This is a genomic window from Gordonibacter sp. RACS_AR49 (assembly GCF_030418435.1).
In the GTDB taxonomy this organism is placed as follows: domain Bacteria; phylum Actinomycetota; class Coriobacteriia; order Coriobacteriales; family Eggerthellaceae; genus Gordonibacter; species Gordonibacter urolithinfaciens.
In genome coordinates this window covers 202,887-215,699 of record NZ_JAIUDM010000002.1, presented here as the reverse complement: position 1 = coordinate 215,699, position 12,813 = coordinate 202,887, and the positions used below count along the sequence as shown (strand labels likewise).

The window sequence follows — 12,813 nt, the reverse complement described above, 5'->3', positions numbered from 1 at the left end:
GGGGCCTCGTTTCGCCTACGGCCGCAGGGGTGTCGACGCACCATGCGGCAACTGCGCCAAAGGCGTGCAAGATAACGGCAAGGTGTGCATGACGGATATGCAAGATACCGGCAAGGTCGGCACGGCGGATACACAAGGATTGGACAAGATCGGGACGATTCCCCGACGGCGATATTACGGTCGCCCGGCAAGGTTGCGGCGGTAGGATGGGGGAACGGAGCGCAGAGGCGGCGCGGTGCCACATCCCTCTCCAACCTTATCCCCTCTTGCAGGGCGAAACGGGAAGGGGGTGGCAACCATGACCGATTTGGTTTTGCTTACGGCAATCCTTGAGCTGATCGCCAGCGCAGTGCATCTAACTGCGGCTATAATAGAAAGGCTCCCCGTCCGTAAGGACAAGGAGCGCTAACCAAAGCCAAACCGCCGAAGCGATTCGAGAGCCGTGGGGAGTTAGCAGCTCCCTGCGGCTCGTCTTGCATGATAGCAAAAAACCAAAGCGCGTGCCACTTATATCGAAGCCTTGGGCACGTCTATACCCATATTTCACATCCATCTTCGGCAGCCGAATTCCCGCTGAAGCCCGAACCGTCCAAGGAGAGCCAGTCGTTGCTCGAGCGCGACCGGCAACCCCGCCTCCTATCCTTCTCTTTCATCCCAAGGGAGCATCTGCATGACAGGGATGTGGCGAGGGGTATTCGCTTTGGCGGCCCCAGATAGACGTGCGGGAAGGCAGGCGCGGCGGGGGATACTCTGGGGCGAGGGTTGCGGGCATCTCCGCTTTCGCACTCGGAAGTTGACGAAACCGTAACTTTTAGCACTCGTTGCTTGACAGTGCTAATGCAACGTTTTATAACAGTCTCGTACAGAGAAAACCGCACAGATAGAGGCTTAGGTTTTCTCAATCGACCCGGCACCCGACCGACAAGCCGGATGCGCCGCCGAAGGGAGCCCGAGCCTCGCACGACACGTAGGAGAGTGATTAGTATGGCCATGATGGTACCCATGCGGAGGAACCGCAACCTGCTGAGCGAGCTGATGACCGACCCGTTCGACGCGTTCTTCAACGCGGCCTCGGCCCCGATGCAGGCGATGCAGAAGATGTCGCCCACGCTCATGCGCACCGACATCAAGGAGACGGACGGCGGCTACGAGCTGACCATCGACCTGCCGGGCTTCAAGAAGGACGACGTGCAGGCCGAACTCAAGGATGGCTACCTTACCATCAACGCGCAGACGCAGAGCGAGTCCGAGGACAAGGACGAGGAAGGCACCTACGTGCGCAAGGAGCGCTTCAGCGGCAAGTGCAGCCGCACGTTCTACGTGGGCGACGACGTGGAGGAAGACGACATCAAGGCGAAGTTCGAGGACGGCGTGCTGAAGATCGCCGTGCCGAAGAAGCAGGAGCAGCCGAAGCTCGAGGAGAAGAAGACCATCGCCATCGAGGGCTAGTTCTGCGAGGCACACGACCAGTGCGCAAGGGAAGGCGACCGCAAGGTCGCCTTCCTGCTATGATGGGACGCAAGCCATTCGCAGCACTATCGAAGGAGGAACCATGGACGACGAGACGCGGCGTGGGATCGATGCGTTCCGACATTGGGTGGACGAGACGAAGCCGGGACGCATGGTGTTCTTCGGCGGGGCGGGCGTGTCCACCGAGAGCGGCATCCCCGACTTCCGCAGCCCCGACGGGCTGTACGCGCAGAAGTACCCCCATCCACCCGAGCAGATGATCTCGCGCAGCTTTTTCGACGCACATCCGGCGGAGTTCTTTGCCTTCTACGGCGACCGCATGCTCGCGCTGGACGCCCAGCCCAACCGCGCGCACCGGAAGCTGGCGGACCTGGAGCGGGCCGGAACCCTGTCCGCCGTGGTCACGCAGAACATCGACGGCCTGCACCAGAGGGCCGGCAGCGAGCGCGTGTTGGAGCTGCACGGCAGCGTGCTGCGGAACTTCTGCATGGATTGCGGCGCGGCATACCCGGTAGACGAGCTGCTGCGCCTACGCGACGAGGCCGCCGACGGCGTGCCGCGCTGCCCCGCGTGCGGCGGCATCGTGAAACCCGACGTCGTGCTGTACGAGGAGGCGCTCGACGAGCGCACGCTCCAGGGATCCGTCGACGCCATCGCCCATGCCGACCTCCTGGTGGTGGCGGGCACATCGCTTTCCGTGTACCCGGCAGCGGGCCTTATCGATTTCTTCCAGGGCGACCACCTGGTCATCGTGAACCGCACCCCCACCCCGCGCGACCGCCAGGCCGACCTCTGCCTGGCCGCGAACGTGGGCGACGCGTTCGACTTCTAGCCGCAACCGCAACCCGTCCTCCCACGCTCCGCCGAGCAACGCGAACGTATGTTTCACGTGAAACATCGGCGCCTGCTCCCGGAAAAAAACGGGCGGGACAGTGAGTCAAGCTACCGAGAAGGAGCAACCCCATGCCCGAAGCAGCCAGCAAAGCCCCTGCCGTCCCCGCCGCCGATGCCGCCGCCAGCGCCGCCACGCCCACGCCCACGCTCGCCGGCCTGCGCCAAGTGTCCGACGGCTGGATAAAGAAGTACGTGCTGACGTACACGATGCCCGACGGCTCGGCCTACGAGTACGAGAGCGCCTCGCGCAAGGGGCCGGAGGCGTACCGCGCCGAGCTGGAGGCGCACGCGCGCGGCGAGAGCGCGGCATCCGACGCCCTGTGCATCGTTCCGCAGACACCAGACAGCCGGCTGCTGCTCATACGCGAGTTCCGCTACCCGCTGAACAGCTGGTGCATCGCGTTTCCTGCCGGGCTCGTGGACCCCGGCGAGGACCTTGCGGCAGCCGTGGACCGCGAGCTGCGCGAGGAGACGGGCTATGCGCTGCGCGCCGACCTGGGCGCCGCGGCGCTCGACCCGCTGCCGCAGGCGGGCTTCTCGTCCACCGGCCTCACCGACGAGACGGTGCAGGTGGTGTTCGCGCAGGTGGAGCGCGTGGCTGATGCCCAGCCCGAACCCTCCGAGCTCATCGAGCCGTTCCTGCTGCCCCTCGCCGACGTCCCGCGCTTCCTCGCCGAGAACGACACGCCCATCGGCACTCGCGCGCAACTCGTGCTGGAAGCGTTCGCGCGCCGCCGCTAGGTGCCGAACCTTCGACCCCCGCGCGCCCCGGCCGCACCGCTCGCGGACACCGCCGCGCGTGACCGCTGCCAGGGCGCTCGAGCAGCTGGGGCGAGGTAGCGAGCGACGCCCGCCCGCTACCTCGCCCTCACACGGGCGTGGATGCCGCCGCGCAGGTTCGGAACGCCCTGGGCGGGGTCGAGGTTCCAATCCGCGTCGGGGAACAGCATGCCGTCGTTGTGGAGGCAGGCGCCGCTCAAGCCGGCCGCAACGCCCGGGGCCGTTTCGGGCTTCCACCAGCCGTGCGGCACGCGCAGCGTACCCGCAGGCTGCGCCTCGTCCAGGTGGGACAACAGCTCCACCTGCCCGTACGCCGTCTCCACCGAGCACCATGTACCCTCGCCGATGCCCTCGGCCGCAGCATCGGCAGGGTTGATGAAGAACCGCGGTTCCGGTTCCTGCGCGCGCAGCGCGGGCATCTGGTGCAAATTCGTGTTGTACGACTTCCGCTCGCGGAAGCCAGCGAACGCCACATAGGGGTACGCGCCCTCCGGCGCCGCCTCGCAGCCGGGGTCGGACGGTTCCTCGTAGAAAGGCAGCGGGTCGAAGCCCAGCTCGGCCAGCACGGAGCTGGCCAGCTCCACCTTGCCCGACGGCGTGACGAACCGTCCCGGCGCCGCCAGCTCGCGCAGGACGGGCTTCGGCGCCCGCATGCACGCATCCTCCCAGGTGAGGCCGAGCGGTGCCAGCCGCCAATCGTACAGCTCGTGCTCATTCGCCCACGGGATACGCTCCGCAAGGCCCAGGCGGTCGGCCAGCCCCTTCACCACGTAGTACCAGCTCTTGCACTCGCCCGCCGGCTCACGGAACGCCTGCCCCGCCGAGAAGGCCGGCCCCACGTCGAACGGCGACCCTAACACGTCGCGCTCGGCCCACATGTCGCCCGGCAGCACGTAGTCGGCCAGCTGGGCCGTGGGCGAGAGCCAATGCTCGAAGGCCACCACGAGATCCTGGTTCATGAGCGCGTCGATAATGCCCTGCTGGTTCGCGTAGCTCATCACCGTGTTGTTCGCCACGGAGAAAAACGCTTTCACAGGGTAGGGGCCCTCGCCGCGCATGGCGGCGAACAGCGACGCCGGATCACAGGCGCACGACTCGGCCAGCAGGTCGGGCTCGTAAGGCACGCCTGCGCGCTCGTTGGCCTGGCGATAGAGGTCCGAGGCCGCGAACGTGAGCAGCGGATGGGTGCCGCGCCCCAGCTGAAGGGCGCGCTTCTCGGGCGGCAGCAGCTCGAACGCGGCCAACTCGGCGTTGCCCACACCCCCGAGCGCCGGCCCGCACACCATCTCGTTCTTGTTCACGAACCCGCAAAGGGCGCGCAGGATGCACTGCGCCTGCAGAAGCGACGTGGAGTTGCGCTGCATGTCGCCCACCACGCCCCAGGGGATGATAGCCGCCTGCGCCCGCGCGTACACGCGCGCCGTCTCGCGGATAAGGTCGGCCTCGATGCCGCAGATGGCGGCCACGCACTCGGGCGGGTACTCCGCTGCCCGTGCGGCCAGCTCGTCGAAACCGAAGCACGAGCCCTCCACGAAGGCACGGTCGTAAAGCCCCTCCGCGATGACGACGTTGATCCACCCCAGCGCGAGCGCCGCGTCGGTGCCGTAGCGGATGCGCAGGTGGTAATGCGCGCGCTTCGCCGTGGCCGTCTCGCGGGGATCGACCTCGATAAGCACTGCCCCGCGCTCGAGCGCCGCGTTCAGCGCCAGGTACTCGCCCGGCCAGCGCTCCTCGTCGCGATCCTGTCCGAAGTAAACGATGCAGTCGGCCCGCTCCCAATCGGCGCTGGCGAACCAGCCGTACACAGCGCGGTGGACCTGCGCGGTGTTGCCCATGCACAGGGCCACCGGCGCCGTGTAGTTCGGCGTGCCCAGGCAGTTCATAAAGCGGCGGGTGATGCCGCCGAAGCCCATGTTCAGCGGCATCTCCGCAAACGCCACGGCCTCGGGCCCGTGCGCGTCAACCACCCCCTGCAGCCGTGCAGCTATCTCGTCGAGCGCCTGGTCCCACGACACCTCCTGCCACTGCGGCTCACCGCGCTCGCCCACGTTCTTCAGCGGCGCGGTCACGCGATCCGGATGCAGCCGGTACGCGTCCACCATGTTCGCCTTCGGGCAGATGGCCGGAAAGTCCGGGTCGGCCGGCAGCACGCGCAGCCTATCGCCGTCGATCTCGCCCTTGACCCGACAGCCCCCGTCGCAGAACACGCAGGTCGAATACTTCGTCTCCATGGCTCCCCCTCGCACGTCGCCCACCGGCATGATTCCCCTGACAAGGCAGAATATACGCGCGCAACGCCGCATGCGCAAGAACGCGTCGCCGCATCGCCCCCGTCCACGGCTTGCTACCCGGCAGATCCTAGCGGTTGATCACCTGTATCTGCAGGCCCTCCATGACGTCGAGGGCCTTCTCGTGCAGATCGGGGTCGAACGAGGCCGTGCAGGCGGCGTCCACGATAACGGGTACCTCGGGGCAGGCGGTCTTCGCCAGGATAGCGTTGGAGATGATGCAGATGTTGGACACCAGGCCCACGATCTCGATGCTCGCGAACGGAAGCTTGCCCACCGCATCCGCAGCACGCTGCGACTGGCGGCAGCGCTCGAAAAATGCAGCCGAGCCGAACGCCGGCTTGCAGAACACGGTGTCGGAATCGCGCAAGCAGTCCGCAACCTGGCCGTACAGGTCGTGGCCGGGCGTGCCCTCCACGCAGTGCGCCACGGGGAGGTTCTTCCCCTCCTGCGTGTCAAGGTAGTTGCGACGGTGCGTATCGAAGGTGAACGCCACCTCGTCGCCCGCCTCGCGGTATGCGGCGATCTTGTCGGCTATGGGCTTCTCCAGCTTCTCGGCACCGGGAAAACCCAAGGCCCCGTCCACAAAGTCGTTCTGGTAGTCCACCACCACGAGCAAACGTTTCATGATCCTGTTCCTCCCCTTCATCCGGCCGTCATTATCGGCCTGAAGCGGTACACGGGTACCCGCCGTTCAGCCGACCGGCGCGGCCGACTCCGCCAAAGGCCCCGCCTCATGGCGCGCCAGCTGCTCCAAAAGCCAACGGTATTCCTGCTGCACGCGCTCGTACAGCGCCGTGACGGGAAGGCATGCGCGCTGCACCACGGCCATGAACTCGTCGTAATGGTGCTCCATCACCGCCACGCACGAATCGTCGATCAACCCGCCGTCGCGCTGGTCGGCCAGCACCTCCAGCACCCGCTCTTTCGGGAACGCCTCCTTGTAGCTGCGGGTTCCCACGAGGGCGCTCACGATATCGGCCACCGCGATGATGCGGTCCGCCATCTGCAGGTCGGCAGCCTCTAAACCGCGCGGATAACCCGAACCGTCGAGCTTCTCGTGGTGCCGCGCCGCCGCAGCGGCGATGTCGAGGGGCACGCAGCCGGCCAGGATCGACTCGGTCAGGGTCACGTGCGTGCGCATGACGGCCATCTCGCGGGCATCGAGGCGCCCCGGCTTTTCCAGAATGCCGAGGGGGATGCCAATCTTGCCCACGTCGTGCAGCAGCGCAGCGCAGTACACGCGGCCCCTCTCGGCCTCGTCCTCCATGAGACGACGGGCGATCTCGTAGGCCGTCCATGCCGTGGTCACCGTATGGGTGACGGTGTGGCGGCTGCGAAAGTCGATGACATGCACGAGCATGTCGAGGAAGGCCGTGGCATCATCGGGATCGGCCACGGCCGACACCTTGCGCAGCGCGTCCTCCACATCGAAACCTCCGTGCAGCCGTCCGAGCAGTCCTGTGCTCCGTTCCGCTTCCTGGAACAGGGCCGTCGCTTCACGCGAGAACTGGCCTGCAGGGACGTTCTCCAGCGCATGCGCCACCTCGTCGGCGCCTGCCCGGGGATGCTCCAGCAGCAGCATGTCCACACGGTCGGCCACCTGCAGCACCTGCACGAGAAAGCGTACCGCCGGGTCTTGGCTGGTGAACAGGCGATCGGGCATATGGTGGTAGAGCACGACCTCGGCGTAGTCGGCCAACGGCGAGAGCTCCTTGAAGAACAGGTAGCCATAGAACGAATGCTCCCACACGGCGCCCGTCTCGAACTCCACGAGCCGGTCGATTTCCTCGGTGCGGTAGGCGCCGATGTCGTGCATGAGCGCCATGAGGCACGCGTCGCGACGCCTTGCCGGCTCCCACCCAGCCGCCTCGAGCATGGCGCATGATCGCGCCCACCCGCAGGCCGTGATCCACCAGCCGGGAATCCACGCAGTTGAGCGCCCGCTGAATCATCACGGTCGCGCCAGCTGCACCAAGGTAGTCGGACAACCGGACAGGATGGTCGAGGTGCGGGGGCACAAGGGCCACGAGGCCCTCGGCGTCATGGGCGGCCGCGGACATGCTAGTCGAGCGCGGCTATCTGCGCGCGGGCCTTGTCCAGCTGGGCCTCCACATCGATGCCCACGATATCCAACCCCTCGGCGGCCACGAACCGCGTCTCGGGAATGCCGAACATCTTGGCAATGCCGCGGAAGTACTCGTAGCCGAAGTTCGCGCCCTCCACGAACCCGCCGCACGACGCGATATAGGTGAGGCGGGCCGCCTTGCAGATGCCCTCGCACCGGGCGTCCTCGGTGTAGTGGAAGGCGATGTCGCACACGCTCACGTGCTCCATATACACCTTGAGCGCCGCCGGGAACGACAGGTCCCAGTAGGGCGCACCGATGACGATCTCGTCGGCCTCGGCGAACTGGTGCGACAGGTCGAAGATGGGATCGTCCCATGCCTTCGCCTTCTGCTTCTCGGTGCGGTAGGCCACCATCTGGGCATCGAACGGCTTGAGGCCGAGCGCGGCCAAGTCGACCTCGACAACATCTTCCTTGCCCTGCAGATACTCGCGGCACAGCGCCAGCGTGCGCGAATCCTCCCCGCGCATGCAGGCGTTCACGAACAACGTAGTCATGAAAGCTCCTTCGGTATATCATCGTGCGCCTTCGAGGGCGCTCGTCCTATAATAGCGCACCCGCACCGAGAGCGGCGCGGGTGCGGGCGATGCGAAAAGCGAGTAAAGCCGAGCGGCGGCTTAAAACCGCAGCGCGTGGGTGAAACCGGCCCAGCCGAGGCCGTCGGTATCGCGCACGCGGGCGCCGAACGTGGGAGCGTGCACGTAGTGGGTGCCGCCCGCATTGCAGGCGATGCCCACATGGCCGTTGTACCCGTCGCCGTAGCCCACCCACAGCACGTCGCCGGGCTGCGCCTGGGAAACGGGAAGGCGAGCCTTCGCCGCGTTGTACAGCGCCTCGGTCTGGTGCGGAAGAGACATGCCCACCTGCAAATACGCCCAGCGAACCAGGCCCGAGCAGTCGAACGTATCCGGCCCGGCCGCGCCCCATACGTAGGGGCAGCCGATGCGCGAGAGTGCGTAGTCCACCACGGAGCCCCGGGATGGCACGGGCGACGTCGTGCCCGAGTAGCCGTACGAACGCGAGCGCGCCGCGGCGATCTCGGCCTGGCGTGCCGCCTCCTGCTCCTGGGCAAGCAGCGCCTGGGCCTCGGCGTCCAGCTGGGCGAGCAATGCCTGCAGCTCCGCCACCGAGCGCTCGGCATCCTCCTTGATGCGCTGAGCCTCGGCAGCCGCCTCGGCTGCGATCTGCTCCTGACGCTCAAGCTCTGCCTTGGCAGCCTCAACCTCGGCGCGCAGGTCCTTCGTCTGCTGCACGAGGCTGGCGTCGTTGTCGTTCAGCTTCTCCAGCAGATCCCAATTCTGGGCGAACTCCTCGAACGTGGCGGCGCCCATGATGAAGTCGAGCACCGAGGACTGCCCGGTGCGGTACATGCTGCGGGCCCGGGAGCCCAGCTTCTCCTGCAATCCGGCGATCTGCGCGGTCGCCTCGTCTATGCGCGCCTGGGCGTCGGCGACGGCCTGCTGAGCGGCCGCGTGCTCGTCGAGCGCCTTGTAATACTGCTCCGTGACCACGTCCAGCTGCGCCTGCATGTCCACGATGCGCGCGCGGACGGCGTCGGCTTCGGCCAGCTTGTCGGCGGCCGTGGGCTCGGCGAATGCCAGAGCCGGCTTCAAAAGCGCGGCCGCGCCCAGTGCGGCAGCGCCTGTCAAAAACGTGCGGCGATCAAGGCCGCGCGTGGATTCGCTCATTCCTCAAACCTCCCTCGCGATCCGGGACACGCCGCCTCGTTCGGTGTAATGCGAGGTCAAAAGCATATAAATGCCAGACGTTCCACAGTCAACGCGTCGGTGACGACTATAACACGCTCCGGCAACGCGCGCGCCAATCTTCACGCTTCGCACGTAGCCGCAGGTGGGTTGGGGTGGTGTATCTCTCTTCGCCGAGCGCCCGGCGCTCATCGGGGCGCTTCGCCCGCAGCGTCCCCGGCCTTTGCAGTCTCGCCCGCACCCTCGGCTCCCCCCGCCTCGGGCGCCTCGAGCGGCTCCATATCCAAATGCAGCGTCTGCTCCACCACCTTCATGAGCGCCTCGTCTGAGATGGCGGGGTTGATCTTCACAAGGCCCACCAGGCCGAAGATGACCACGCAGAACATCTCGTACACGAACTCGATCTCCACTTGGTGGTACGCCGCGTACTCGGCCACGATGTTGTCGTTGATGCAGTCCACCGTCTCGCGCACGGCGCGCACGTCGAACGCGTCGCGCACGCCCAGCTCCTCCAGCACGGCTATCATGGGGCGCTGGTTGCCCTCGGCGTCGTAGAGCGCGCGGCGAAACGTGGCGATGCACGCGCGCAGCGACCCCGGCGTGTCGCCGAAGCGGCGCGACTCGTTCCACACGATGACGCTCTCCACGAGGTCTTCCACGTAGTCGTCCAGCACGGCGTCGATGACGGCCTGCTTGTTCTCGAAGTAGTAGTACACGAGCTCGCGCGTGACGCCGGCCTCGGCGGCCACGTCCTTCACCGTGGTCTTCGCCACTCCTTGGCGCTCGAACAGGGAGCGCGCCGCCAGCATGATGTCGCCGGCCGGCCCGGTGAGGCGGCGGCTCTCGCTGAGGGCGCGCCCGCATTCGCGCCGCGCGGGCTCGTACCTGGTCTGCCTCGTGCCCAGCCGCATGGCATCTCCCCTCGCCGCGAAGCGCGCATGGACGCGCGTAGGACGGTGCTGCTCGCGTCCATTATACGGGAGATGCCCGGCGTCGGTCATGGGGCGCGCCTAGCGGTTCTCCTCCACGACCCGCTGGTAGGCCTTGGTGTCGGCGTACAGCTCGTCGGTGAGCGGGTTGAGCTTGCGCTGGCGGATGCGACGGAACTGGTAGGCGGCCAGCGCCACGTTCGACGCGAGCGCCAGCAGGCTGACCACGAAGAACGCCGCAGGGTTGTGCGTGGTGGGGATGGGGGCCAGCACGTCGGCGAACTGCGGCACCGTCATCACGAACATGATCCAGAGCCCGAGCGTCTGCGCGCGGTGCTGCAGCCACGCCCCCTTCTTGATGAAGAACGTGGGGATGGTGCACGCCAGCAAGAGCGCCAGGCCGCAGTACGCGGAGTGGTCGGAGATGCAGTTGTACGTGTAGGCGAAGTTCCACAAATCGTAGGCGATGATCCATGCCCAAATCATGTCGGGCCAGATCATGTCGCGCGCGGAGTCCTTCGAGATGAAAATGCCGAACCAGCCACAGATGGTGACGATGTTCAGGATGCCGGCGATGCCGTTCATGATGTTCCACGGCCCGGAGATGGTCCACAGGTTCTCGACGATGCCGCCCTGCCACAAGCCGAAGCTGAACACCTGGAAGTCGCGGATCACGGCCTCGGCGATGTTGACGGCCAAGATGAGCGGCGGGAAGCAGAGCGCCCAGCGCTTCTCGTACAGGTGATGGGTGCGGCCGTCGGCCCCGCGCCACTTCACGAAGCGCAGCGCGATGAAGCCGAGGCAGCCCGCCAGCGCCGAGTACGTCTTCACCCAGTTGAACCACGTGCCCGTGCCGTACGGGTTGCCCGGCGCGGCCGTGGTGGGCCACACGAACACGGTGAGCACGAGCGGCACCACCGCGAACAGCACGATGCCCGCCCACAGCTTCACCCGACCCAGCTCGTTGAACGCCATGAGCGCGAACAGGATGAACAGCCAGATGGCCCAATACAGCGGATCTTCGGCCTGATACAGAATGCCCATGAGGATCGCCCCCTTCTGCGAGTCCCTGCGCGGATGGGCCCCTCGCCCGCCGCGCGCCTGCCCGCAGTATACGGAGCGTGCGCGGTCGAAGTCTTTCACAAAGCCGGACGGTTTGTGAAAGAAGCGGCGAGGCCGGCGATGCTAGACTGGCGGCGTCAACGTTGCCGGCATCGCATGCCGTTCCACGGCAGCAGCCGCTTCACCGGGGAAAGGGGCCTCGCCATGACCGTGCCTGTGTGGGTCACACCGATCTCGATGGTTGCGTACACCGTGCTGCTCATGCTGCTCACCGAGTTCATGCGACGGCATTACCGCACGTCGATGTGGGTGTGGGTGGTGTCGCTCGTCACCATTCCGCTGTGGATAGCCAACATTCCCGGCGACGACTGGTTCCGCTGGGCCAAGAACCTCTCCGTCATCCTGCCGCTCATCTTCGCCGGCCTCGGGCGCATCGCCGCCGTGGAGCAGAAGGACACGCTGTTCTGGCGGACCATGCGCAAGCGCTGGGTGCGCTGGGCGCTCTACGGAATCGTGTTCTGCAACATCGCCGAGGCCACGCTGCGCGACGTGCAGATGGGCAACATGATGAACGCGCTCGCCGGCTTCATCCTGTGCGTCACCATGCCCCTCGGCGACAAGTTCTGGAAGTACGACACCTCGAGCCACGGCGAGATCCTGTCCTACACCGTGCCCATGTGGAACTTCCTGTACACCACCTGGAACGCGTGCTTCGTGTACGCCGAGGGCCACGAGTTCTTCGCCTCGACCTGCTGCATCCTGGCGGCGGCCGAGCTGTACCCCATCGTCATGCGCCGGCCTGAACTCTACATCACCGGGCGCATCTACACGCTGGGCGCGCACCTCTTGCTGCGCAGCTGCTTCCCGGCACTCTTCCCCACCATCATGAACAGCGCCGCCTGGTTCAACCCCGACTTCATGGCGGGATGGGGCCTGTTCAACGGCATCATCGGCATCCCGTTCGTGTTCTGGTACTGTTACCAGCTGCACACGGGCCGCGCCGACGTGTCGTTCCGCCGCGGCAAGGCACGCGCGATCTACCTGGAGGGACGCGCGAACGGCACGATCGACGAGTACGGCGACCCGGTGGCGCTGCCCGCGCCGGCCGCGGGCAAGCCGCAGGCCCCCGCGCTCCCGGACGACGACGCCGCGCCCGCCGCAGGGTGACGGGCGAGCCTACCGGCTCGCGGCCCGCACGTCATCCAGGGCGTTGAGGGCGGCGTTGTAGCCTCCGGAGCCGTAGCTTAGGCATTTCGACACGCGCGCGATGGTGGTGGCCGAGGCGCCCGTGGCCTCCTCGATGGCAGCGTAGGACTTGCCCGCATCGAGGAGGCGCGCCACGGCCAGCCGCTGCGACGTCTCCTTGATCTCGCGGATAGTGAACAAGTCTTCCAGCAGCGTATAGACGGTGTCCTCGTCGTCGAGCGCGGCGAACACACGCAGCAGGTCCTCCACCTCCGGCGTCCTGAGATCGCTCATGCCAACCTACTTTCCCTTACCTGTCCACTAATGTCAGCGAGGGCTCCCGTAGTGCTCCGTATTGACTCGTTGCGCGG

At 66.5% G+C, this 12,813-nt stretch carries 12 protein-coding genes; 4 read left to right on the top strand and 8 right to left on the bottom strand.

From position 1 onward, the window contains the following. Window positions 1-984: 984 nt before the first annotated feature. The 3 genes from LB310_RS05530 to LB310_RS05520 all read left to right on the top strand — a co-directional run bounded on the left by LB310_RS05530 (window position 985) and on the right by LB310_RS05520 (window position 3,105). On the top strand, window positions 985-1,449 hold the full coding sequence (locus LB310_RS05530) for an Hsp20/alpha crystallin family protein (RefSeq protein WP_087190197.1): 465 nt from the start codon (window positions 985-987) through the stop codon (window positions 1,447-1,449). Window positions 1,450-1,552: 103 nt separating this feature from the next. Then, window positions 1,553-2,302 carry an NAD-dependent protein deacylase gene (locus tag LB310_RS05525; protein WP_278805897.1) on the top strand — a complete coding sequence of 250 codons (750 nt, stop codon included), beginning with the start codon at window positions 1,553-1,555 and terminating at the stop codon, window positions 2,300-2,302. A gap of 131 nt (window positions 2,303-2,433) precedes the next feature. Then, entirely contained in the window at window positions 2,434-3,105 is a 672-nt protein-coding gene (locus tag LB310_RS05520; RefSeq protein ID WP_278805899.1) for an NUDIX hydrolase, read from the top strand. A 116-nt stretch (window positions 3,106-3,221) separates the two neighbouring features. On the opposite strand, the gene LB310_RS05515 is transcribed toward LB310_RS05520, so the two are convergent. The 7 genes from LB310_RS05515 to LB310_RS05485 form a co-directional block, all read right to left on the bottom strand. Then, the gene (locus LB310_RS05515; protein ID WP_301154724.1) at window positions 3,222-5,375 is read right to left on the bottom strand and encodes a molybdopterin-dependent oxidoreductase; all 2,154 of its coding nucleotides are present in this window, start codon (window positions 5,373-5,375) and stop codon (window positions 3,222-3,224) included. 127 nt (window positions 5,376-5,502) lie between these two features. Further along, window positions 5,503-6,060, bottom strand: a complete 558-nt coding sequence (locus LB310_RS05510; protein WP_087190200.1) for a cysteine hydrolase family protein — start codon at window positions 6,058-6,060, stop codon at window positions 5,503-5,505. A 66-nt stretch (window positions 6,061-6,126) separates the two neighbouring features. Then, on the bottom strand, window positions 6,127-7,311 hold the full coding sequence (locus LB310_RS05505; RefSeq protein WP_301154723.1) for an HD-GYP domain-containing protein: 1,185 nt from the start codon (window positions 7,309-7,311) through the stop codon (window positions 6,127-6,129). Between the two features lie 185 nt (window positions 7,312-7,496). Then, window positions 7,497-8,057 (bottom strand): NAD(P)H-dependent oxidoreductase, encoded by a 561-nt coding sequence (locus tag LB310_RS05500; RefSeq protein WP_157004674.1) that lies wholly within the window; start codon window positions 8,055-8,057, stop codon window positions 7,497-7,499. A 120-nt stretch (window positions 8,058-8,177) separates the two neighbouring features. Beyond that, window positions 8,178-9,248, bottom strand: a complete 1,071-nt coding sequence (locus LB310_RS05495; protein WP_301154722.1) for a C40 family peptidase — start codon at window positions 9,246-9,248, stop codon at window positions 8,178-8,180. 206 nt (window positions 9,249-9,454) lie between these two features. Beyond that, window positions 9,455-10,177, bottom strand: coding sequence for a TetR/AcrR family transcriptional regulator (locus LB310_RS05490; RefSeq protein ID WP_367316805.1), 723 nt, complete (start codon window positions 10,175-10,177; stop codon window positions 9,455-9,457). 99 nt (window positions 10,178-10,276) lie between these two features. Continuing rightward, window positions 10,277-11,239 (bottom strand): DUF5692 family protein, encoded by a 963-nt coding sequence (locus LB310_RS05485; protein WP_301154720.1) that lies wholly within the window; start codon window positions 11,237-11,239, stop codon window positions 10,277-10,279. A gap of 222 nt (window positions 11,240-11,461) precedes the next feature. Between LB310_RS05485 and LB310_RS05480 the strand changes: the two genes are divergently transcribed. Continuing rightward, complete coding sequence (locus LB310_RS05480) at window positions 11,462-12,424, top strand: hypothetical protein (protein WP_301154719.1); 963 nt, start codon at window positions 11,462-11,464, stop codon at window positions 12,422-12,424. Between the two features lie 9 nt (window positions 12,425-12,433). On the opposite strand, the gene LB310_RS05475 is transcribed toward LB310_RS05480, so the two are convergent. Continuing rightward, complete coding sequence (locus LB310_RS05475; RefSeq protein WP_087190205.1) at window positions 12,434-12,736, bottom strand: YerC/YecD family TrpR-related protein; 303 nt, start codon at window positions 12,734-12,736, stop codon at window positions 12,434-12,436. Window positions 12,737-12,813: the final 77 nt, after the last annotated feature.

What these genes read in the sequence shown, in the direction of transcription:
- LB310_RS05525 (WP_278805897.1), top strand. Translation starts at nt 1,553, where the DNA reads ATGGACGACGAGACGCGGCGTGGGATCGATGCGTTCCGACATTGGGTG.
- LB310_RS05505 (WP_301154723.1), bottom strand. Translation starts at nt 7,311, where the DNA reads ATGCTCGAGGCGGCTGGGTGGGAGCCGGCAAGGCGTCGCGACGCGTGC.
- LB310_RS05495 (WP_301154722.1), bottom strand. Translation starts at nt 9,248, where the DNA reads ATGAGCGAATCCACGCGCGGCCTTGATCGCCGCACGTTTTTGACAGGC.
- LB310_RS05530 (WP_087190197.1), top strand. Translation starts at nt 985, where the DNA reads ATGGCCATGATGGTACCCATGCGGAGGAACCGCAACCTGCTGAGCGAG.
- LB310_RS05520 (WP_278805899.1), top strand. Translation starts at nt 2,434, where the DNA reads ATGCCCGAAGCAGCCAGCAAAGCCCCTGCCGTCCCCGCCGCCGATGCC.
- LB310_RS05490 (WP_367316805.1), bottom strand. Translation starts at nt 10,177, where the DNA reads ATGCGGCTGGGCACGAGGCAGACCAGGTACGAGCCCGCGCGGCGCGAA.
- LB310_RS05510 (WP_087190200.1), bottom strand. Translation starts at nt 6,060, where the DNA reads ATGAAACGTTTGCTCGTGGTGGTGGACTACCAGAACGACTTTGTGGAC.
- LB310_RS05480 (WP_301154719.1), top strand. Translation starts at nt 11,462, where the DNA reads ATGACCGTGCCTGTGTGGGTCACACCGATCTCGATGGTTGCGTACACC.
- LB310_RS05515 (WP_301154724.1), bottom strand. Translation starts at nt 5,375, where the DNA reads ATGGAGACGAAGTATTCGACCTGCGTGTTCTGCGACGGGGGCTGTCGG.
- LB310_RS05475 (WP_087190205.1), bottom strand. Translation starts at nt 12,736, where the DNA reads ATGAGCGATCTCAGGACGCCGGAGGTGGAGGACCTGCTGCGTGTGTTC.
- LB310_RS05485 (WP_301154720.1), bottom strand. Translation starts at nt 11,239, where the DNA reads ATGGGCATTCTGTATCAGGCCGAAGATCCGCTGTATTGGGCCATCTGG.
- LB310_RS05500 (WP_157004674.1), bottom strand. Translation starts at nt 8,057, where the DNA reads ATGACTACGTTGTTCGTGAACGCCTGCATGCGCGGGGAGGATTCGCGC.